Here is a 23,671-nt window from a genome sequence, read left to right as displayed (position 1 = left end):
ACAGTTATTTAAATTTCAAACCAACTATGGTCGTCTTTATATAATAATTAAAAATAGTTAAAAAAAGTGTACGGTAGTGAAGTTGCCATTGACCAGGCATTTGCTGACCTTGTGAATCAGGAACATGCTCTTCCCGGGTCCTGTATTGAGAAAAATGTCAGACCGGGTGAGGATAAGTTCAAAGGGTTATATCCCGATGTTGACTGGCCCATCCAGCTTGAGTACGCTCAAAAGCTGGGTATCGGGAACCGTGAATATGAACTGGTAAAAATTTGAAACTCGATGATCACGTTTTTTTCTGTCATTCCGTTCGACTGAACTCACGCCCAAGCCTGCGAAAGCAGGATTCCGCTGCTTCCGGATTCGTAAAATCTGCAAAAAACGGATTCCCGCTTTTGCAGAAATGACAGACTCTCCGGCCGGATCGGATCAAAAAAAATTGAACATCGAGTGAAAAGAAACTGATTATAACGGATTGAGGGGAAGCCGACCAAGCCCTGTAAGGGCGGCATATTTGTAGCCGCAGGTTTGCAGTCCCCCGCCAAGCCTGCGGGGCTTTGTCGGCCCGGCATGATAAATGCCACAAAGATATCGCCCCGCGGGCTTTGTCGGCATCCCCTAAATCCGTTATAATCAGTTTTATTTTTATTTGCTTATAATCAACTAATATAATTAAATAAAATCCATGCTTATTTTGCTTGCAGAAACATCGGAAAGGAGCTATATATAAAAAACAGTACTCGATGATCGCATTTTTTCGTTCTTTGCACAGGAAATCATAAAACCTGCCTTTGCTACAGGGACTTGCTATAAGAAGAGGATTATAAGAAGCAGGATTTAATTCCTTTCTTATGGAATTTTCCCCAAAAAATACGGATGTAATTAAATGGACATAGAAAAAAAGGAAAAAGAAAAGGAACAACCTTCCAGTTTCAAATTTAATGTTGATGATGATGAAAGGCCCGAATCACTTTTTCAGGCAAGAAAGGAGCATGTATGGAGAGAGAACAGACGGGTTGAAACATTAAGCCGGAGGATAACACTCATTTTCATTCTCATCTTCTTTCTGATCGGTATTACAGGAGGATTCGCCTATCTTGAGATAGAAAAAAGATTTGCGAAGATACATAGTTCAGAATCCACAGAAGTGCAAAAGCTTTCACAGCATTTTGAATCAAGATTCTCATTACTCTCTGCTCAGTATGGGGAATTTGAGGCATTATTGACAAAAAAAGTATCGTCCCTGGAGGAAGTTCTTGCAACCCTTGAAGACACAACCACTTCTTTGAAAAATGATCTCAGAAAAACAGAAGCGGGCATTAATAAAATCAGGGCCTTTGAAATAAATAAAAAAGAATGGGAAGGCATTATCGGAAAAATCAGCAGTATTGAAAAAATGATAGAACCTGTTCGTAAGGAATTGGACGGTCTGAAATCTGCTGATATGACACCAGAAATAAAAGTAATTGAGGAAAAATTTACAGAAGAATTGGCAAAACTCTCTGAAACAATGAAGAACCCGGAAGAGGAAATCAGTACGTTACGAGAAAAAGTGGCAGCAATTGAAGAAACAATCACTCATCCTGATGAAGCAATCAGCAAACTGCAAGAAGAACTGACAAGCCTTGCTGAAGCAGCAAATACCCAGGAGGAAGAAATTCGTAAATTAGAGGAGAGAATTTCTGCCTCTTCGCCAGGTAAAATAGACAAAGAGGCCATGGACACTGCAATTGAAGAGCATAAAGACGTCATCTACCTCGCGCTTCAAAACCATAAAGAAATTTACCAGCAGAAACTGGATTCCATAAACAAGAATCTCAAAAACAAAGAAGACAAAATAAAAGCCGTTCAGAAGCAGTTGAAGGAACTTGAAAAGATTTTGAAATCAGTCCCTCAGAAAAACAGCCTTCCGGCGACCAAGCCCTTAAAGCCGCCAGTCGGCCCCTTACCCGAAGATATTATCGAACAAGATATTCGCTAGAAAACATTCAACTTGTCAGCTTCAAATTTCAAGTTTCAACTTTTCAACTCGGGCGATATCCTCCGGCAAATCCACTTCAGGCGAGTCATAGGAGGTGACTACGACCATGATTTTATGGCCGTTTTCAAGGGCCCGCAGTTGTTCCAGTTTTTCAATCGCCTCAAGTCTTCCCTCGGGGAGTTCTCTGAATATCTCCAGAAAGCGTTTTGTGTAAGCATAAACCCCCAAGTGTTTGTAAGTATCAAAACGGAGAGAAGCGTCACGGCCATAAGGGATCGGGGATCGGGAAAAATAAAGTGCAACCCCCCTGTTGTCAAAAGTGACTTTCACATTCTTTGAATGGGCTATTTCATCCGGATTCTCAATTTTAAAAGCAAGCGTACTCATTGCGAATTCCGAATTCTGAATTCCGAGTTTCAAAGGCGCTACAACCTCATCAAGACAGCGGGGATCAAGAAGCGGCTGGTCCCCCTGCACATTTACCACAATATCATCAGGACCAAGCCCCATTTTTTCTGCAACCTCTCCGACCCTGTCTGTACCGGATCGGTTCTCAGCGGAAGTCATGACCACGTTGCCGCTGAATTTTGTTACAGCATCAAAAATCCGAGAATCATCCGTGGCAATGACAACATCTGTGACGCATGCCGCCTGTTTTGCCCTCTCATAGACCCTTTGTATCATGGGTTTTCCTGAAATAAGGGCAAGCGGCTTTCCTTCAAACCGGGTTGACCCGTATCTCGAAGGTATGATGACGACAATCTTCATATTTTTCTCCTCACTCATTCGGAGAATTGCCAAACTGTAAGTCCGGCACTCCGTTTTCAAATTCAAAAATTCAAAAATTCAAAATTTCAATAATTTTAGCCAAAATTTTTTGTGCGCTTTTAAAGTCAAATCGGGCGATTTGGGCTTCAAGTTGCTGATGCTCCTCCCGAAGTCCGTAAGGAATCATATATTTTTTAAGGGATTCAATCTGGGATTCAGCCTCTATGTTATTTTCAGTAAGAAGCTTGTCAAGTCCGGCCAGCATGGGTCTGATTTCAGACAGATTCAGCGTCTCTTCCTCTGCTGAACGGTTGTCTTCATATTTTATTTCCGGAATTTCCTCAAAAATCCTTACCGACTCCATCACCTGTAGCAATGCATCTTCCATATCGCAGATCATCTGTTCAACATCTGTCCCGGTATCTGACTGTTTTTCTCTGATAGCACTTTCCAGGTTTTGGGCAGCCAAAAACAATTCTGTTGCAGAGAGGTTGCCTGCGGTCCCTTTGAGCGTATGAACCAGTCTCCGTACTTTTTCCGTGTCATTGTCAGCAAGACCGTCTCTTATTTCATCAGCAATGACAGCATAATTCATGACAAAATTCCGTAAAAGCCTGATGAAAAGCGTCTTGTTTCCCCGGAACCGCTGCAATCCGGATTCAACATCAATTCCGGGCAACTGATAGCTGACGGCTGACAACTGACATTCCTTACGCTGCTTTTTTAAATTTGAACAGCTTTCTTTTTTTGTCCATTTTTCCAATATCGCAAGCAGCTTTTCCGGGTCTATGGGTTTGGAGATATAATCATTCATGCCCGCGTTCAGGTATTTTTCACGGTCTCCCTTCATGGCATGGGCGGTCATGGCGATGACGGGCAGCTGAGAACGGACCGCTGAGAGCTGATAGCCTGTGGTCTGCGTAAGATTTGAGATATCAGCCTTATATTCTTCTTCCCAGTTTCGAATGAGCCTTGTGGCCTCAACTCCGTCCATCTCCGGCATTTGGATATCCATGAACACGGCGTCGTAAGGACACTCAGCCGGTGAGTTCCCGCATATTGCTTCGACGGCCTCTTTTCCGTTGTTCGCGGTTTCCACCGCGACACCTGCATCATTCAATATATCCGTCACCAGTTCCTGGTTGATGTCATTATCTTCCACCAGAAGCGTTGAAATTTGAAACTTGAAATCTGAAACTTGAAAATCGGGTTCCCTGTTTCCGGTTTCCAGTTTCAAGTTTCCAGTTTCAAGTTTCAACTCTCCAATTTCAAAAATCTCTGTCAGGGTATCAATAAGCACGGACTGTTTCAGGGGTTTAATGAGAAAGATGTCTGTTCCTGTTTTTTCCCTGAGACTCATCTCCTGTTCTTTTCCAAAAGCTGCGATCATGATTACAGGGATATCAGAAAGCCGGGGGTCTTCCCTTATCTTTTTGGACGTGGCAATGCCGTCAGTACCAGGTAAATTCAAGTCCATTACCACTAGCTGGCACGGGGTGTTCGCGGCAGCAGCCGCTTTCAGCTTTATCAGCGCTTCTTCACCGGAAGCAGCGAACTCTGTTTCAATACCGAAAGGCATCATATCCTTTATCGCTTCTCTGCTGATGTCATCCGCATCCACAATCAGCGTTCTTAAACCGCAAAGTTCGCTGATCAGGCTGTGGGCAGGCTCATTTTCCTCAGGTTGTCGTCTGAAAGAAAGCATAAAAGAAAATGCGCTTCCCTTTCCAGGCTCACTTTCCACAGAAATCTCCCCTCCCATCAGGCCGGCCAGTTTTTTGGATATGGCTAACCCCAGGCCGGTTCCGCCGTAATTCCTGGTGACAGAATCATCTGCCTGGGTAAAGGGAGAAAAGAGTTTTGCAATGTTCTCCTCTGATATCCCAATACCGGTGTCTCTGACAGAAAAAGAGAGCAGAGACCGATCCTGCGTATTTTCAGCAGAGGTGACGCTGAGGATAATTTTACCTGTCTCAGTAAACTTGACAGCATTGCTCATAAGATTAATGAGAATCTGCTTCAGGCGTAAAGCGTCCCCCCTCAGTGCGCTGGGAACATTCCGCCCTTTGCTGATAATAATCTCAATTCCCTTTTCCGCGGCCTGATCCGAGAACAGGTCCGCGAGTTGTTCCAGAATCTCCTGCAATTGAAAATCTCTTTCCTCCATGTCAATCTTTCCGGCTTCAATCTTGGAAAAATCAAGGATATCATTCAATATCCCGAGAAGGGCATGGGCTGATGAGCTTACTTTTTTCAGGTAATTCCGCTGTCTGAGGTTCAGTTCGGTCTTCAATACCTGTCCGGTAAGCCCGATGATAGCGTTCATAGGGGTCCGAATTTCGTGACTCATAGCGGCGAGAAAGTCGCTCTTGGCAGCATTGGCAGCCTCTGCGGCCTTCCGCTCTCTTTCCGCTTTCATTTTCTCATAAGCGGCTGTTCTGTCCAAAAAAGACCCCTCATAATAAAGGATATTGCCGCGGCTGTCACACACGGTTCGGGCGGATACGGAGACCCAGATCACAGCATAATCCTTCCTGCAAAATTGCGCTTCAAATCCGATAATCTGTCCTTCCTGGCGGACAATGCGCTCAAATGTCTTGTGATCTTCCGGAAAAACATATAATTGTTTTCCAATGTCGGTGACAGAGGAAATGAGTTCTTCCGGAGAATCATAGCCCATAATTCGGGCAGCGGAAGGATTTGCGCTGAGAAAACGGCCATCCCGGGTGATCTGGAAGATGCCTTCCACCGCGTTTTCACAGAGAGAATGATATTTTGTGTAAAGTCTTGCATTATCAATGGATATTGCCGCCTGAGAAGAGAGGAGTCTGAGGACTTCGACCCGGTCGGGTGTGAACGCTCCCGGGGTACTGTTGTTCTCCAGATATAAAAGACCGATTATTCTTCCCTCGGTCTCATGATGAGGGGGCCGGATAATGGGAATACAAAGAACTGAACGAGGCTTCTTTTTTATCACATATGGATCCCGGGTAAAAATGCCCTCGCCTGACGCGTCGTTCAGAACAACATTCTTATGGGTTTTTGCCACATGACGGACAATGGCAGACGATAATTCTTTACATTCTTCAATGGAAACAGGTTCAAACATGGCCTCTTTATGTTTGTCTGAGGACACATAGGCCTCGGCCATGAGTTCTCCGCGGCTTTTAAATCTTGTGTCAGACACTGGCTGGGTATCTGATTTCAATATCAGAAATCCTTTTTCAGCCCCCGCGTTCTCCATTACGATGTCCATCAGTTTTTTCAGCAGGTTCTCCAGAACGATCTCGCCTGAAATCGCCTGAGATGCTTTCATAACAGTGGCCATATCAAGAAATACCGAAGAATCTCCCACAGCATATCTGGACGCGGCACTGATTTCCTCAGTCTCGGACCGGGCCTGCGGAGCCGGGTCAGCCAGAATACAGGAATGTTCTTTTTCCAAATCCTCTGCCTTGCGCTTTGCTCCCCATAGACGGTATCCGTAATGGGCCATTTTCATATAAAGCTTGGCTATGTCGGTCTTGCCTCTTGCAAGCCAGAATTTTGACGCGAGTTCGTTTGCCAGGGCTTCATTCTGAGTGAATTCATTTTCACCGGCAGATTCAATTGCCTTGTCGTATAAAAGCACCGCCTCTTCCAGTTTGCCGGAAATACGAAGTGTTTCCGCCTGAATCATAAGATATTTGTGAAGAAAATTTTCCGGACACTCGTCCGACCAGACCTTCATCTGCTTCTGATTGGCTTCTATTTTTATCTGATATTGTTTCTGCTTCTCTCCTGAGGTATATGGATAAAGGCTCGTCAGAATAAGCGAGGTGTAAAAATTATGTTCGGCAATCAGAATTGTGCCTCTGACAAAGCTGAGAGATTCTTCGGCGCTGTGGGCGGATTCAAGGGCCAGATCAGGTTTTCCATAGAGCCAGAGGACCTGGGATTTAAGAATGTGATAATTGGCCAGGGCTGCGAAACTTCCATGAGAATGGCAGTCAGACAGATACTGATGCTCTGTGATTTCGGCAGTATCAAAAGAAAATTTTTCAGCGATCAGACCGCTCAGATTCAGTACCACATTATGACATCCCAAAATGACATCATATGCTAACTGATTTTTTGTTTTTCGGGCGAACCGTAAAAATTTTTCAAGGTCAGCAAGTATGCGCCCTATGTTTTTGCCCCGGCAGAATGACTGAAGAGACTTATTAAAAGCCAGAATATACCCCGCACATTCCAAATCACCGGATGCCAGCCCCGCTTCATACCCCTCAGTGTTAAAGGATTCTGACCATTTAATATGTTTCACCCAGTGATTTAAAAACGCACTGATTAAAAAACAACACTCGGATTTATAAGCTAACTGATAAAACTTTTCACTGAGTCTCAGGCCCAGGAGAGCAAACGCATATCCGGTCTGGAAACTGGAAACTGGAAACTGGAAACTGGAAACTGGAAACTGGAAACTGGAAACTGGAAACTGGAAACTGGAAACTGGAAACTGGAAACTGGAAACTGGAAACTGGAAACTGGGAGCCGACAGCTGTGCATATCCGGCATAGCCAACTGATGATTCAGGGACATGGCCATATCGGAGAGAGATATTCACCATTTTTATGACTGTCCATGAACAGATATCCGAGTGATAAAAATAAGCTGGTCTGCTTAAATTCATAAGTAATTTCATCGCCGCTTTCTTTTCCGGTACCGTCATTTCCGGCATATCAATCAACGAAGCGATATCCCTGCCTTTAAGGTTGTCGTGAACTTCGGCGAGTTCTGTACGGATGGCTGTTTGCAAATCATCTTCAGGCAGCTTGATACCTAAGAGATAAAGACCTGTTCTCCCGGCGTGAATCGCATCTTCATATCTGTCTTGCAATTTTTTTTGTATAATCAAAATATTATAGAGTTCAGCTTTTTTAACAGGTGACTTTGCCCAGTCCAAAAGTGTTTGAATACATGCTTCTGATTGCTCAAAATTTTTATTTAAATATTCAAGTTCCGCCCGTTCCTTGTACAAGTCAAAAACCAGTTCATCGTGGCCTGTCCGCAAACCGGGCCCTGGACGCTGCCGAATATACGGTTCGATGAGATCGCATCCCATACGAAAATAATGCAGCGATTCTGAATAAGCAGCTATATGTTTTGCCTTTTTACCTGCCCTGAGGTTCAGCTCCGCCAACTGAATCTTTTCCTGAATATCCCTGATCAGCTCATGCCCCAGATTCAAATATGTGACTGACAACTCAGATTGTGCAGCCAACAGCTGTCTGCCAATCCTGAGATGAGCTGCTTTGTTGTCAGTTGTCAGTCCTGGCGTTGGTGACAGTTCCTCACTGATAACTGATGACTGATAACTAAGAGCTGACATATCCCACTTTCTTTCTTCAGAATTGAAGACAATCAGCTTTTTCCGATACAAAGTTTTCAGAAACTGACGGATCAATAAGGGATTACCGCCAGTATTCTGAAACACAAGACTTGAAACAGGATGCGGAGTGCCGGGTGAGGGTTTCAAGTTTCCAGTTTCCAGTTTCAAATTTCCAGTTTCCAGTTTCCAGTTTCCAGTTTCCAGTTTCCCAAAGGTATCCGTGACAAGGTCTTCAATGTCTTCAGGTTTCAGGTGAGACAGGGCCATATGATTGACAACAACCCCGCTTTTTTTTATTGCTTCAATGGGGATCAGGGGATGATCATCAGTGATGTCATCTTCACTACAGGTCCCGATAAAAAACAGATATTGCGTATCTTCATCCGTGATTATCCGCTCCATCAGTCCGAGCGTAGCAGCGTCGGCCCATTGTAAATCATCAAGAAAGAGAATCAGGGGATTCTCCGGCTGACAAAATATCCGGATAAATTTTTGAAAAACCAAATAAAATCGGGTCCGGGATTCAGCAGGTTCAAGCTCCTGAAAAACAGGCTGAACCGTCAGAAATTTTTCCAGTTCAGGAATGATGTCCGTCATCACATAGCTGTCAGCCCCGAAAGCATCTGCGATTTTACTCCGCCAGTATTCGAATTCTGTCTCTTTTCCGGTGAGGAGTTCTCGCAGCCATTTCTGAAATGCGCTGACCAGCGCATGATAGGGAATATGCTGGTAAAGCCGGTCAAATCTGCCGGAAATGAAAACAGGGTTCAGTCCCTGAGCCTGGTTACGGGCCATAGGTTTATAAATTTCTCGCACCAGACTGGTTTTACCCATACCGGCCATTCCTGATACCAGCACCATTTCCCGGTGTCCTTGGCCAACCCGGTCATAAGCCTTGAATAAATTTTCGATTTCCTGCTCTCTTGCATATAGTTTTTCCGAGATATGAAGCCTTTCAGGAACATCCTCATGTGCAAGAACAAAATTTGAAATCTTACTGTCGGCCCGCAACTGGTTGAGACATTCTTCCAAATCTGCTCTGATTCCCCGGGCACTCTGATATCTTTCCTCCGGTGTCTTTGCCAACAGTTTCATCACAATATCTGAAACAGCTCCGGGGATCGGGAACCGAGGTATGGAATCTTCTGATCCGATTTTTAATTTATGAGGCGGGAGAGGTGTCTCAGCAATATGACAATGGACCAGTTTCCTCGGATCAGTCGTGTCAAAAGGGCGTTTCCGGGTGAGCAGTTCATAAAAGGTAACTCCGAAGGAATAATAATCCGTGCGAAAATCAACGGATCGGTTCATTCTGCCCGTTTGTTCCGGTGACATATACGCGGAAATGTTTTCCGGTTTTTCAGAAAAAATTGGTTTTTGTTCTCTGGAATTTTCACGGGAAAAAATCGTTGCATTGCCAAAATCAATGAGTTTCAGTTGGCCGGTGCCGGGATTAAAAACAATGTTGGAAGGGCTGATGGCTTTGTGGATGATATTGGCCCCATGAATCTCCCCCAATATTTCGACAATCCGGCTGGCCATGGTCAGGAAAGTTTCCAAGGCGTCAGTATCCGGAGTAAGCTTTTCGGAGATCATCAATGTTTTTAAATCCCGGGCGCCAAAATCTTCCAGTATCATCACCACGGTGTTCTCATATTTTTCCAGGCCATATACGCTGATAACCCCTGACAAATTCTCCAGGGCAGAAATAATTTCATATTCATGGAAATATCTGTCAGATTGTTTCAGTGCAACAATTCCATTCTTGCTTTCGGATGCTTTTAAAACCTTCAGAATGACAGATTTTCCGTCTTGGTCCCGTTGTCCCTGATAAATTAAAGAACTGACGCTTTCATAGATTTTAACAAGGGGCTGATGGCCCGGAATTCTAATCATTTTCTCCCTTATATGAAAGTGATAATTTATGATTGATAATTGATAATTGGTAATTGATAAAGGGGCCGGGGGCCGGCTTTCATGGTTCGTTGTGACCGAAGGACATGTCTGTTTATATGAAAGAAATGTAGGGTGGGTGAAGCGAAGCGAAACCCACCCTACATTTTGTGCATTCTCCTGAAACAGGTATATTATTTATTTCAAGTTCCTTTATAAGAAATTCGGATGGGTTTTGCAAGGACAAAGAAAGGTGAGTCATGGAGAGTGCCGTCGCCAGCAGGGGCAGTGGCAGGAATGAGCATCTGTTAAATTTGTAATTATTTTGTAATATGGGAAATTATAAAACCGGAGGTCAGAAATTGAAGACCGTAAATTTTTCAATTCCCAATTTCTATGCACCTGCGAGTTCACGCACTGCGTCCAAAAGTTTGTTTTTGTCCAGAGGTTTGGCAAAAACTCGCGCCGCACCAAATCTTTCAGCCATACTAAGAAATATATCCGGGGTTTTCAAGCGTCCGCCACAGGATATGGCAATAATTCTGGCATTTGGGAAATCCCTTCGAATCTCCATGATGGTTTCGATGCCCTCCTTTTTCGGCATCAGAATATCGGTAATGACAAGGTCCGTGGGACTTTTACGATAAAGCTTTATACCTATCTCGCCGTCAGGCGCATCTTCGACTTCGTACCCCGCGTGTTCCAGCATCATCCGAAGCATGGATCGAACCTGATATTCGTCATCAATTATAAGAATACGTTTCAAAATTTATTCCTTTCTGCCTGCTGTCAATGATTCCTTCGTTCGTTCACAACTCTTTTAAAGGATTTCGGCAGTGAAATCCGGCATAAATTTTTCTTGCTCCAAAAAACTCGCTTTTTGTGTACCACGCCAGATTTAAGCGGGCTGAGTCCGACAATATGAGTTCTGTATTCCTATTACAACGAGTCACATTAAAATTATACGCAATCATAGACTAAACTTTTAATCATAATTTAAGTTCAAGGAATTCCATACATTTCCCATTACAGTATTTTAAAAATGAAATGATATGACCCTTATGCGGATTTTTATGTGTCGGAGCAGGATTCAGAAAAAAATGTGAATGAATTGCACAATCGAAACGCAGGGGGTAAGCTGTATTGGAATTATAGGAATTAAATAACTTTCCCATTTTGCTCCTGATGGATTGACAAGTTCGGCGAGATGGTTCGGATTTGCCGACCCGAACAGGGCAAGAAAGAGCAGGATGGTTCTTTATTAATTGGAATCAGGCTTAAAAGGGGTGATGCGGGGTATGTATGGAAAAAAAAGATTCAGAGCGGAGAATGTCTGAATTCATGTGCAAGCTCCGCCGACTCCGAGAGAATCGGCGGCTGCGGACAGGTTAGTAAATACCTGAGCAAAAAATTTTATATATATTTTTTTCTGTGAGCGGCAGAGAAACCCGGCTTTTTTCTGGCCGGAGAAGGAACTGACGCCGTGAAAAAAAGCCGGGTTTCTTCACCGGATAAATATAAAAAAACTTATGATTACTCGATGTTCAAGTTCTTTTCTGTCATTCCTGCTTTCGCAGGAATGACAGGCTTTTTATTCGAATCGGGTCAAAAAACTTGATCATCGAGTGATTAGGTACTTATCACTTCTTTTTTTTCTTCAAAACAAAATCCTCTTCGTAAACGCCTCCTGATATATTGATAAAAATCGTTGCTTTTTTGTAGCCTTCGGCTTTAACAACCAATTTCCATTCCCCGTCTTCAATATCTCTGAATTCATAGTATCCTGAAGCATCTGTCTTGGTTGTCTTCTTGTCCGTACCTTTTAATTTGACTTTGGCTTTTTTAATGGGCTTGCCATTTTTCTTAGTAACGACACCGTGAACTATCGTTTCTGTGTCCTCAGCGGACTCCGACAAATCCGCCGGCAGACTCCTCTCAGGTTTCAAGGCCAAATTCACCACGACCTCTTGTCCTGAAAGATTAAAGGTATAAGTTTGCGAAGAGTAACCCTCTGCTGTAACTGTCAGTTTCCATTTGCCGCTTCTGAGGTCGTTGAGCCAGTAATTTCCCCTCTCATCGGTCTCGGTTTCATGGGAGACAGTCCCGTCGGACACGGCATTGACAATGGCATTGTCAATAGGATTACCAGTTGTTCTGTCACTAATAACACCATAAATTAATGTTGTTGTTGTCTCTTCTTCTTCATTGTCACAGCCGCCCGGCCACCAACAGGGGTCCAGGGCTTTTGCCCTGTCTTCGGCTGCCACCGTGGCCAGGGGAATACTCACAACGGCAGCGATAAATAAAATAACGACAAACAAACTCGAAAATTTCAATCTCTTTTTAATCATAATTTTTTTACCTCCAGATAAAAGGTTTTAAGAAAAAAAACGTATCCTTCATGCCAAACTCGGTGGATCGAAAACGACTCAAAATTCAGGCCCTGTTCCTAGTTCCGCTCCGGACTGATGAAAATGTCACAAACTGAGCTGATAATTGCGGCATTTTTTATTTTGTATATTTTTTACTTAAAAATCAAATAATTATAAAACACAGAAAATAAAAACGGAATGAGTTGTTTAAGTGCATCAGCAACATTCAGTAGATCGAAAAGTTTTCGGGCCGTCGCGGGACAGACACGGCGAACGGGGGAGAAACCCCATACGCATCAGGCTAAGATCGTAACTCATTGTTTTTATTAACTCTGATTTTGCCGGACGGGGTTTGCAACCCCGTCCGGAATATTTTCCGGATCGCCGCCCGCAAACGTTTCGGACGGGGTTGCAAACCCCGTCCGGCAGCCGTCCCGCATTCTTAGCCTGATGCATATGGGGAGAAACCCGGCTTTTTCCGGCGGGGGGGAGTCTTCTGTCCGGGAAAAAAAGCCGGGTTTCTCTGCCATGCCGCACACAGTCCGGAAACTTTTCGATCTACTGACATTTTCATCACCCCAGTTCCGCCCTGAGGCGGTCTTTGTGAAATCAGAGACTTGCTACTGGCATAGCAAGACCGCCTCAGGATAAAACTACGAACTTTTTCGATCTGCTGAAACTTACAGTTTGGCAAAGCTGTCCCGGTTTTCGGATATCGGGGATACTGCCAAACTGTAAGTTTGGCACTCCGGATCGAAAAACATTTTATTAATCTGTAATTATTTTTCCTTTAACTTATGTAAAAAATTAGATAATTATCTAATAATTCAATTTATATTGTCAAGAAAAAAGTTAAGAAAATGAAAACAGATGAGATTTTTGTTTTCACCGAACGGGGTTTGCAACCCTGTCCGGCGAAACAAATCACAAATCACAAATCACTTTCATATAAACGGCCATGATCTGCCGGTCACAACGAACGATGAAAGTTTTGCATTTTTTCCTAACACTTAACACCTAACACCTAACACCTGACACTTTCATATAAAAAATGGCTTGAAATAAATCACTTAACTATGCTAAGGAAATATTCCTAAAAGATTCTTATACTTCACAAAAGAACACAGATAAAATTTGAAAATTGAAAGCTGAAACTCAGAACACTTACATACGCGTACATGAAGCTCGACCGAGCCTTCGGATTTCAGGTTTCACAAATTTCAAGTTACGAAGGAGGAATTTAAAAATTCATGCGAGTCTTATTTTGGTATTGCGATCAATTTGACTGGAACCCTGCCATGAAAACGCTGGATGACGCTCCCGAAGCCAAGCCTGCTGAAAACAAAAATACAGTGGTGGCTTTTGTCCACATTGAGCCAAAAGATTTGGATGAAAAGAGTTCGGCAGAGACCAAGCTGATAAAAAACGCAAAATGGCTGGCCCGCAAATGGGAAATTTCCCATGTTATCCTGCATTCTTTCACTCACCTGGGAGAAGAAAAAGCAGAACCGGACCTGGCAAAAGCCTTATTGGACAGCGCGCAGGATCGTCTGGAAAAAGCAGGTTATTCAACCGTTCAGACCCCTTACGGATATTTTCTAAATCTTGAAATAAAAACCCAGGGACATCCGCTGGCGCGAGTTTACAAAGAATTTTAACTGGCCCGGAGATTGCTGAAATGTCACAGACCAGATCAGATCATCGAGTATCAGTAGATCGAAAAGTTTTCGGGCTGTCACCGGGCAGACACGGCGGACGGGGGAGAAACCCCATATGCATCAGGCTAAGAATGCGGGACGGCTGCCGGACGGGGTTTGCAACCCCGTCCGAAACGTTTGCGGGCGGCGATCCGGAAAATATTCCGGACGGGGTTGCAAACCCCGTCCGGCAAAATCAGAGTTAATAAAAACAGTAGGTTGTAATCTTAGCCTGATGCATATGGGGAGAAACCCGGCTTTTTCCGGCGGGGGAGAGCGTCCCGTCCTGAAAAAAAGCCGAGTTTTTTTGCCGCACCGCTCATAGTCCGGAAACTTTTCGATCTACTGAGTATCAGAACGTTTTAATCTCTGAAAATTCGCTATGCAAAAACAGCGGTCACAGTGCAATGTCAAAACGGTCTGATCCTCGGACATTGTCTGACACATCGGATTCTCTGAGGTTAATGAACTTAAATCTTGATAAAAAAATAAATCTGATATATCATTTTAAATAAAATTTAAATTGAAAAATCAATTCACTCTGAGGTGTTTGAAATGGAAAAGCTGACTTGCAAAGAATTCAGCCCCGGACGTCGTTTTATAGGATGTCTTCCCCACAACAAAGATATCATTACATCGCTCGAAGACTTCTGCAAAGAAAATTCGATCCAAATGGCAACTTTTTCACTTATCGGCGCTGTTACGTCTTTTACCATAGGCGCGTATGATCAGAAACAGCAGGTTTACGTCACGTTTACAGAAAAAGCTCCTCTTGAAATCGTAACCTGCACGGGAAATGTTTCATTAAAAGATGGCACCCCTTTTATACATGCACATATTGTACTAGGTGATGAACAGGGTAAAACTTTTGGCGGACATCTTTTTTCTGAAACCCTTATCTTTGCCGGAGAAATTGATCTTCAGGAATTCACCGGAAAGCCCCTGGAAAGAGTTACTGACAAAACAACAGGTCTGATGCTGTGGAATTTATAAACCTAGATTTTTAATATTGACATCAGGAGGTAACATGGAAATAACCATTACAAAAACAAAAGTGTTAAAACCAAAACCGGATGATTCCAAACTCGGTTTTGGTTCAATTTTTACAGATCATATGTTGAATGTGGATTACGAACCGGAAAAAGGATGGCATAATCCCCGGATTGAGCCTTATGCCCCTTTTGAGATGGACCCGGCCACAATGGTTCTTCACTACGGTCAGGCTGTTTTTGAAGGACTCAAAGCCTATCGGACAGCCTCGGGATCTGTTCAACTTTTCAGGGCAAAAGATAATTTTACCAGGCTGAACCAATCTTCACGGTCTCTCTGTATTCCTGAGATTGATGAGGCATTTCTTATGGATTCACTGAAGCAATTATTAGAGATTGAAAAGGACTGGATACCAAAAGCTCCCGGCACTTCCCTGTATGTAAGACCTACAATTATCGCCACAGATCCTTATCTGGGCGTGCGTGCTTCAAATACTTACCGTTATTTTGTTATTTTGTCTCCGGTGGGTGCCTATTATGCAGCAGGTTTTAATCCTGTAAAAATATGGGTAACCAAAAGCCATGTCCGGGCCGTGCGCGGGGGCGTGGGGGAAGCCAAGACCCCTGCAAATTATGCAGCAAGCCTCTACGCAGGTGAGCAGGCCACCAAAAGCGGTTATGCCCAGGTCCTGTGGCTCGACGGGGTTGAGCAAAAATATATCGAAGAAGTCGGTTCTATGAACATCTTCTTCGTGATTGATGATGAAATCACCACGCCCATGCTGAACGGAAGCATTCTTCCCGGGATAACCAGAAACTCGGTGCTTGCGCTTGCAAAGCACTGGGGGATGAAGGTTTCAGAACGAAAAATCACCATTGATGAGGTCATGCAGGCGCACGAATCCGGAAAACTTCAGGAAATCTTCGGATCCGGAACCGCCGCGGTGATTTCGCCGGTGGGAGAAATGAAATACGGAGATAAGGTGATCACCGTAAGTGACGGAAAAGTCGGTCCCATAGCAAACAAACTCTTCAAGACAATACAAGACATTCAGTATGGCAAAGCAGAAGATCCCATGTCATGGATTGAAACTGTCTGACATATTTAATGGCTTTGGGAACCAGGTTTTTTAAAAAAAAGCTTGCAGTGCATAAAAAAATATCACGCCGAAGCTGGTTTGAAAACCAATTTTTTTGAAAAACCTGGTTTCTCATTACAGGAGATTTAAAGTGAAGCAATCTGATATACCGAATCATCTTCAGTCTTTTATCTCAAAAATGGAAGCTGAAAAACTTCCGCAAGTTGTTATTGATACGTTTTCCTACTACTATGACAAAGTCTTCACAGGTGAAACAGGACTGTTGTCCGACTCTGATATCAGCCCTGTCAGTCCCCATGAGATTGAGGGCTTGGACAACCTCGGACGCTATGCTGATGCCGGAGAAAAAGTATTTAAAAATGCAGTCAGAATCACACTGAACGGCGGTCTTGGCACGAGCATGGGCCTTACCTGTCCCAAATCGCTTCTTGAAGTAAAAAACGGCAAAAGCTTTCTCGAAATCATCATTGAGCAGACAAAAAAGGCCGATGTAAAACTGGCACTGATGAACAGCTTCAATACTCATGAAGCCACCCTCTCCGCTCTGTCAAAGATCAATCCGTCTGAATTTCCCCTGACATTTCTTCAGCACAAATTTCCAAAGATACTGCAACAAGGATTTGCGCCCGCGGCCTGTCCTGAAAACCCGGCTTTGGAATGGAATCCCCCGGGACACGGAGATATTTATACTGCTCTGCTTACATCCGGAATGCTCCGGGAACTCCTTGATCATGACATCCGATATGCCTTTATATCCAATTCTGATAACCTGGGAGCTTCAATGGACGCGTCACTTCTGGGGTATTTTTCCGAAAAAAAATTCCCTTTTATGATGGAGGTGGCAGAGAGAACACCGGCGGATCTAAAGGGAGGTCATTTGGCTCGTCATAAAAACGGCCGGCTGATTCTGCGCGAAGTCGCCCAATGCCCGGCATCCGAACTGGAAGCTTTCAGAGATATTCGCTGCTACGGGTTTTTCAATACCAATAATCTCTGGATCAACCTGAAATTTTTAGAAGACCTTATAGAGAAACATAAAACGGTCCGCCTGCCCATGATTCTGAACCCGAAAACTCTGGATCCGAGAAATAAAAACAGCCCGAACGTCTTTCAGGTGGAAACCGCCATGGGTGCGGCAGTGTCTCTTTTTGAAGGTGCCACGGCCGTCAGAGTGCCCCGAACCCGTTTTTTTCCTGTTAAAAAATGTAATGAGCTTTTGTCCATTCGGTCTGACCGGTTTGTGTTTTCAGAAGACAATAATCTGGTTTTGAACCCGAAAGGGAAGTCAGACAGAATAACGATCCGTCTTGACCCGGAATATTATGGAAAAACAGATATGTTTGACAAAAGATTTGCAAACATTCCTTCCTTGTTGGAGTGTGATTGCCTGACGATAGAAGGCGATGTCTTTTTTGAAAAAAATGTGACAATAAAGGGATGTGTCAGGATAAAAAACACCGGCGGGTCCCGGGCGGTTATTAAAGAAGGAACGGTTATCACCGATGATATGGTCTTGTGAGAATTGAAAATTGAGAAAGGATTTTTATTTTTTAATTCTTAAATGAAGGTTAAGAGGTGATGTATGGACTATCCGGAAATTGGAACCATCCTGGAAAGATGTGAATTTTTCAAGGGACTGGAAAAAAGTGAAATTGAGAAGATCGCCAAGCTGTGTGAGGTGAAGTCATTTGATACCGGAGAATATGTGTTTCAACAGCATGATTTCGGACAACATATTTATATCATCGCCGAAGGACGTATATTTTTAGAAAGATTAAGGGACCTGGGTGAACGCAAGGGAAAAGTGGTGATTGACGTACTTGGCAAAGGAAGAGTTATGGGCTGCTGGTCAACGCTCCTGGGGGAATCTCATTTTCTCATGTCCTCAGCCACATGTGAAAAACCGACTAAAGTTGTGGTTATAAAAGGATCAGATTTAAGAGAAATGATGCTTTCGAACATTGATCTCGGATTCAATATATTGGAAAGATTTTGCTTTTTATTGCGAGACAGAATACAGGCTGCATATGGGGCTTTGGAAAAGATTTAGGGGGTTAGGTGTCAGGGTGTTAGGTGTTAGGGTGTTAGGTGTTAGGGTGTTAGGTGTTAGGGTGTTAGGTGTTAGGTGTTAGTGTTAGGTGTTAGTGTTAGGTATCGGGCTTTAGATCATTTGGACTAATTTTCTCTTAACAGCTAACACCTAACACCTAACACCCTAACACCTAACAAAAGGAGTATGTTATGGATGAAGAGATTCTCACTGAAGAAGCCTTGATACTGAATGATATTCGTTCTCATCTTACGACATTTGAAAAAGAAAGAGGCAATCTTATTCCTATTCTCCAGATGATCCAGGAAAAACATGCCTATATCCCGCGTGAAGCGATAAAACTGGTGGCGGAATATCTGGAAATTCCTGTGTGCGAGGTTTATGGCGTTGCAACATTTTATAACCAGTTCCGTTTTCATCCTCCGGGCAAATATCCCATCAAGGTTTGTCTGGGAACCGCCTGTCATGTGAGATCAGGAGATATCATTCTTGAAAATTTTGAACGAAAGCTTGAGATTAAAGAAGGAGAAACCACTCCTGACAGAGAATTCAGTATTGAAAGAGTCGCGTGTGTGGGGTGCTGCGCGCTGGCTCCTGTGGCTATTGTCGGCGAAACCGTACACGGACATATGGCTCCCAGCAAGGTGGAAGGGCTTCTGCTGCGTATCCGGATAGAAAAAGAAAAACAGGAAAGAGAAAAGCTTACAATATCTGGTAATAATTGAGAATTGAGACTTGACAAATGACAGAAGAAATACATCAGTTATTCAACGCTATCCGGGAAGAGGCTGAAAAACGGCGGAATGCGTTCAGAGAGGCTCCGGTTCCTAAGATACATATTGGTATGGCAACATGCGGCATCGCTTCCGGGGCCATTGAAACAAAAAAGGCATTTGAAGAGGCCCTGGCAGAACAGAATATTGAGGCTCAGATTCATACGGTCGGATGTGTCGGACATTGCTACGCGGAGCCAATTGTTATCATTGATCATCCTGCTTCGGGTTTTCCGCCTGTTTTCTATCATGAAGTCACTGCCGGCAAAGCAAAAATGCTCACAAAACTTTTTTTGGCAGAAGGTGATCCCCGGTTTGAGCATGTGTATGGCGCAACCGAAGAAAACGAACTGATTCCCTCGGTCATGGAATTTCCCCGGTTTAACCAGGAAAAGCGGGTGGTGATGGAAAAGTGCGGACGGATTGATCCGGAAGATATTTATGATTATATTGCCGAAAGCGGATATTCAAGTCTTGTCAAAGCACTGCAACTGAAACCAGAAGAAATCATCCGGGAAGTTCAGGAATCCGGTCTGCGAGGAAGAGGCGGAGCAGGATTCCCCACTGGCAGAAAGTGGGAATTGGCAAGACAGGCCCGGGGAGAGAATAAAATCATCATTTGCAATGCGGATGAAGGAGACCCCGGAGCTTACATGGACAGGACCATTCTGGAGAGTAATCCGCATCAGGTTCTCGAAGGAATGATTTTATGCGCTTACGCGGTCGGAGCCGGAAACGCCACGGTGTATGTCCGGGCGGAATATCCCCTTGCCGTGAAAACGGTTACAAGGGCCATACAGCAGGCAAAAGAACTGAGGCTTCTGGGGAAAGGCATCCTGGGAACGGACTTTGATTTGGAGATCAATGTGTTTCGAGGGTCAGGCGCGTTTGTGTGCGGAGAGGAAACCGCCCTGATTCAGTCCATTGAAGGACACAGAGGCACGCCTCAGCATCGCCCGCCTTATCCTGTCGAAAGGGGTCTCCGAGGACAACCCACAGTCATCAACAATGTGAAAACACTGGCATCTGTTCCCCAGATTCTGAATCACGGCGCGGCGTGGTACAGAAGTATCGGCACGGAAAGCAGCCCGGGAACTGCCATTTTTTCGGTGGTGGGAAGTGTTGTGCACCCGGGACTGGTGGAAATCCCAATGGGGGTGACGTTGCGAACCCTTATTTTTGATATCTGCGGCGGAATTCCCAATAAAAAGAAATTCAAGGCCGTTCAGATCGGAGGCCCTTCGGGAGGGTGTCTGCCTGCGGATTTCCTGGATACCCCCATTGACTTTGACTCGCTGACGGAAGCAGGGGCCATGATGGGGTCCGGCGGCATGGTGGTCATGGATGAGGATAGCTGTGTGGTGGATGTGTCCCGATATTTTCTTGATTTCACACAAAAGGAATCCTGCGGCAAATGCACGTTTTGCAGGGTCGGCACGTATCACCTGCTTTCAATATTGGAGCGTCTGACAAAAGGAGAGGGCAAAGAGGGAGACCTGGAACAATTGGAGAATCTCAGCCTGGACATAAAAAACGGTTCTCTCTGCGGACTGGGGAAAACCGCTCCGAATCCGGTACTCACTTCTCTTCGCTATTTCAGAGATGAATACGAAGCTCATGTCAGTGAAAAACGGTGTCCGGGAAAGATTTGCCGTGCGCTGACTGCTTTTTATATTGACTTGGACAAATGCGCCCGGGGATGCGACATCTGCGGCGGATGCTGTCCGGTTGATGCTGTTTTTTCCACCAAAAATCGAAAAAAGGCCATTGACCAGACCCGTTGTGTGAAATGCGGAGAATGCAAGGTGGCCTGTCCTCCGGACTACCAGGCTGTGAAGAAGGTATCGCCTCCGAGTCTGGCCCCTTTCATTGAACGTCCTCCAAAAATATAATTAAACCCATGAAATCCTAAGTGCGAAAAATAATTTTCACACTTTATTCTTCCACCGTGGTATGAAAAAAAATAGGCCGCCATTAAAAATCCATGCGTTCGCTGTCTGTTGGCTATTTTTCTGAACAAATCCCGTGCGAGGAGAAACACAATGTTAAAAAAAATGAAAATCAGAACCAAACTCCTGGCAGCCTTTCTGGCTGTGGGTGTCATTCCCTTTGCAATCATCGGGGGGATTTCAGTAATGAATTCTGCCAGCGCTTTGTCAGAACAGGCTTTTGGCAAACTTGAAGCCATGCGGGAGGTTAAAAAGGCTCAGATCATAAATTTTTTTGCAGAATGTGAGCGAAGCATGGACATTCCCATAGAAACAGTGGTCACGCTCAGGCAGGCGGCTCTTGAAAAATTGCATACGGTTCAGGAAATCAAAAAAGCCCAGGTGGAAGAATATTTCAAAAAATGTCTGAGTGATATAAGAGTCATATCTGAAAATGTTATGATCGCGAATGCTCTGGACAGATTTGAGGGGGTGTTTGATGAAGACGGACGTCTGAACGAAAGCATGTATAATTTTCTTGAGGAAGATATCTATGGAAAATCTCTGATGCGGTTCAAAGAAGAATACGGCTACTATGACCTCCTGCTCATAACAAAACACGGACATATTGTTTATACTTTAAACAAGGAATCAGACCTCGGACAAAATCTGTTCAGCCCCTTAAAAAACAGTGCGCTCGGCAAGTGCTTTCAAAAAGGTCTCAAGGAAGTGACGATCCAGGATTTTGATGCCTACCCTTTTTCGAATAATCAGCAGATATCTTTTATAGCGGCCCCCATCTTACAATATGAGGAAGTCGTAGGTGTCGTTGTTCTGAAATTAAACAAAGACCCTGTCAACGCAATCATACAACGACGCGGCGGCATGGAAAAAACAGCTGAGACCTATCTTGTGGGCAAATCAGATAACACAATCAGCTATCGTAGTGACAGGATCGTTAAAAAAGGAAACATAGGCCAAGCTAAATCAGACAATGAATTTGATAACAGAGCCTTATCCGGCCAGACTGGTGATATGGTGACGATCGGAAGCACCGGAACGATGGAGATCGTCAGCTATGTTCCGATAAAAATTCCCGGTCTGAACTGGGCAATGGTTACCACAGTGAGCTTGGAAGAAGCGGTGGTTCCCAAGAGCAAAGGAGAAGATGAAGATTATTTCACCAAATATATACACAAATACGGATACCATGACATTTTCCTGATCCACTCCGGAGGTGATGTCATTTACTCGGCCGCCCGTGAAGCGGATTACGGCTCCAACATTCTCACTGGTGAATACGCTGATTCAGGACTGGGCAAACTGGTTCGGAAGGTATTGGAAACCAAGACATTCGGATTTGCCGATGTTGCGTCTTATGCCCCTTCGGGCGGGGAACCTGCCGCTTTTATCGCCCGTCCTGTGCTTTATAATGGAGAAGTTGAACTGGTGGTAGCTTTACAGCTTCCGATTGAGGTAATCAATGACGTAATGCAGGAACGCTCCGGAATGGGAGAAACCGAAGAAACGTATCTGGTGGGAACGGACAAACTCATGCGCTCGGATTCCTATACTGACCCGGAAAATTATTCAGTGAAGGCAGTTTTTGAACATCCGGAAAAGCGCCGCATTTCTACCGAAGCAAGCCAGGAAGCCCTTTCCGGTAAAGCAGGCCGGAAGCTTACCAGAAACTACAATGGCAGGCAGGTTCTTTCGGCTTATACCCCCTTAAAGGTATGGGATACCAGATGGGCGCTGATCGCTGAGATTGATGAGGCAGAAGCGCTGGGCCCGGTCAGGGATATTCTGCGACTGACAGGGATCGTGACAGTTATTTCTGTCATAGCCATCATTGCTGTTTCCCTTCTATTTAGCAGCTATATTGTGAAACCTGTCAGTCAGGTTATCTCCGGTCTTATTGAAAGCGCTTATCAGGTCGCTTCCGCTGCCAACGAAATATCTGTCACCAGTCAGTTACAATCCGGGAATGCAGCAGAACAGGCCGGGTCATCGGAAGAATCCGCATCCGCGCTGGACGCCATGATCGTCATGAGCCAGGAAACATTGGAACTGACGGGGGGAGCTGAGCAGTTAATGAACGAAAATATCGAAAAATCCGCTCATTCTTTAAAAGCACTTGATGAACTGACCCGGGAAATGAGTCAGATCGAATTGGACAGCGGTCAGATGGGAGAGATTATTAAGACGATTGACGACATTGCCTTTCAAACCAATCTCCTTGCCCTGAATGCCGCAGTGGAAGCCGCACGCGCGGGCGAGGCAGGAACAGGGTTTGCGGTTGTTGCCGAGGAGGTAAGAAATCTGGCGCTGAGGACAGCGGAAGCAGCAAAGAATACCCAGAAACTTCTGGACGAGACTGTGGGACGAGTCAGCCAGGCCACACACTCAATTAAAAATGTCAACACCGACTTTAAAGGCATTATTGACTCAGCCTCGATAATGAGCGAGCAAATGGCCTCTCTTACCAAGGCAAATAAGGAACTGAACCTAAAAATCGAACAGGTCCGGTTCGCTGTAAATGATATGGAAAGGTCGAGTCAGGAAGTCGCAGCCGGTTCTCAGGAAACCGCTGCTTCTTCCGAGGAACTTTCAGCCCAGGCTCTTGTAATGAAAGAATTTGTGAACGAACTGGCGGCACTGATCGGAGAAATTGTAAAAAAACAATAACTCCTGATCAGTATAAAACGCAACGAGTTAACGATTCAAGTAATTACAAATAGGAAATAATATT

The 23,671-nt window shown here is 44.5% G+C and carries 15 protein-coding genes; 10 read left to right on the top strand and 5 right to left on the bottom strand.

Going from position 1 to position 23,671, the window contains the following annotated elements:
- Positions 1 to 66: 66 nt before the first annotated feature.
- Positions 67 to 276, top strand: a complete 210-nt coding sequence (locus tag dnm_RS25815; RefSeq protein WP_207679767.1) for a hypothetical protein — start codon at positions 67 to 69, stop codon at positions 274 to 276.
- 189 nt (positions 277 to 465) lie between these two features.
- Here the strand turns inward: dnm_RS25815 and dnm_RS25810 are convergent, their stop codons facing one another.
- Entirely contained in the window at positions 466 to 615 is a 150-nt protein-coding gene (locus dnm_RS25810; RefSeq protein ID WP_207679766.1) for a hypothetical protein, read from the bottom strand.
- Between the two features lie 271 nt (positions 616 to 886).
- Here dnm_RS25810 and dnm_RS25805 point away from each other — a divergent pair, with 271 nt between their 5' ends.
- Positions 887 to 1,981: a hypothetical protein gene (locus dnm_RS25805; RefSeq protein ID WP_207679765.1), complete on the top strand. Its 1,095-nt coding sequence runs from the start codon at positions 887 to 889 to the stop codon at positions 1,979 to 1,981.
- 21 nt (positions 1,982 to 2,002) lie between these two features.
- Here the strand turns inward: dnm_RS25805 and kdsB are convergent, their stop codons facing one another.
- From kdsB to dnm_RS25785, 4 genes are all read right to left on the bottom strand, one after another.
- Positions 2,003 to 2,749: a 3-deoxy-manno-octulosonate cytidylyltransferase gene (gene kdsB, locus dnm_RS25800; RefSeq protein ID WP_207679764.1), complete on the bottom strand. Its 747-nt coding sequence runs from the start codon at positions 2,747 to 2,749 to the stop codon at positions 2,003 to 2,005.
- Positions 2,750 to 2,819: 70 nt separating this feature from the next.
- Entirely contained in the window at positions 2,820 to 10,013 is a 7,194-nt protein-coding gene (locus dnm_RS25795; protein WP_207679763.1) for a response regulator, read from the bottom strand.
- 391 nt (positions 10,014 to 10,404) lie between these two features.
- Entirely contained in the window at positions 10,405 to 10,776 is a 372-nt protein-coding gene (locus dnm_RS25790) for a response regulator (protein WP_246556092.1), read from the bottom strand.
- An 874-nt stretch (positions 10,777 to 11,650) separates the two neighbouring features.
- On the bottom strand, positions 11,651 to 12,361 hold the full coding sequence (locus dnm_RS25785; RefSeq protein ID WP_207679762.1) for a carboxypeptidase-like regulatory domain-containing protein: 711 nt from the start codon (positions 12,359 to 12,361) through the stop codon (positions 11,651 to 11,653).
- Positions 12,362 to 13,632: 1,271 nt separating this feature from the next.
- Between dnm_RS25785 and dnm_RS25780 the strand changes: the two genes are divergently transcribed.
- The 8 genes from dnm_RS25780 (at position 13,633) to dnm_RS25745 (ending at position 23,607) form a co-directional block, all read left to right on the top strand.
- Positions 13,633 to 14,040: a threonyl-tRNA synthetase editing domain-containing protein gene (locus dnm_RS25780; RefSeq protein ID WP_207679761.1), complete on the top strand. Its 408-nt coding sequence runs from the start codon at positions 13,633 to 13,635 to the stop codon at positions 14,038 to 14,040.
- Positions 14,041 to 14,634: 594 nt separating this feature from the next.
- On the top strand, positions 14,635 to 15,072 hold the full coding sequence (locus dnm_RS25775) for a PPC domain-containing DNA-binding protein (RefSeq protein ID WP_207679760.1): 438 nt from the start codon (positions 14,635 to 14,637) through the stop codon (positions 15,070 to 15,072).
- A 34-nt stretch (positions 15,073 to 15,106) separates the two neighbouring features.
- Positions 15,107 to 16,168: a branched-chain amino acid aminotransferase gene (locus dnm_RS25770; protein ID WP_207679759.1), complete on the top strand. Its 1,062-nt coding sequence runs from the start codon at positions 15,107 to 15,109 to the stop codon at positions 16,166 to 16,168.
- A gap of 130 nt (positions 16,169 to 16,298) precedes the next feature.
- Positions 16,299 to 17,687 carry a UTP--glucose-1-phosphate uridylyltransferase gene (locus dnm_RS25765; RefSeq protein WP_207679758.1) on the top strand — a complete coding sequence of 463 codons (1,389 nt, stop codon included), beginning with the start codon at positions 16,299 to 16,301 and terminating at the stop codon, positions 17,685 to 17,687.
- A 63-nt stretch (positions 17,688 to 17,750) separates the two neighbouring features.
- Positions 17,751 to 18,218 carry a Crp/Fnr family transcriptional regulator gene (locus tag dnm_RS25760; protein ID WP_207679757.1) on the top strand — a complete coding sequence of 156 codons (468 nt, stop codon included), beginning with the start codon at positions 17,751 to 17,753 and terminating at the stop codon, positions 18,216 to 18,218.
- A 191-nt stretch (positions 18,219 to 18,409) separates the two neighbouring features.
- Positions 18,410 to 18,943 (top strand): NADH-quinone oxidoreductase subunit NuoE, encoded by a 534-nt coding sequence (nuoE, locus tag dnm_RS25755; protein WP_207679756.1) that lies wholly within the window; start codon positions 18,410 to 18,412, stop codon positions 18,941 to 18,943.
- A 17-nt stretch (positions 18,944 to 18,960) separates the two neighbouring features.
- The gene (locus dnm_RS25750; protein ID WP_207679755.1) at positions 18,961 to 20,883 is read left to right on the top strand and encodes an NADH-quinone oxidoreductase subunit NuoF; all 1,923 of its coding nucleotides are present in this window, start codon (positions 18,961 to 18,963) and stop codon (positions 20,881 to 20,883) included.
- Positions 20,884 to 21,033: 150 nt separating this feature from the next.
- A complete protein-coding gene (locus tag dnm_RS25745; protein ID WP_207679754.1) occupies positions 21,034 to 23,607 on the top strand; it encodes a methyl-accepting chemotaxis protein in 2,574 nt (857 codons plus the stop codon).
- Positions 23,608 to 23,671: the final 64 nt, after the last annotated feature.

The organism is Desulfonema magnum (assembly GCF_017377395.1).
Lineage (GTDB): Bacteria > Desulfobacterota > Desulfobacteria > Desulfobacterales > 4be13 > Desulfonema_C > Desulfonema_C magnum.
The sequence above is the reverse complement of the archived record's forward strand: the minus strand, read 5'-3'. Positions and strand labels throughout refer to the sequence as shown.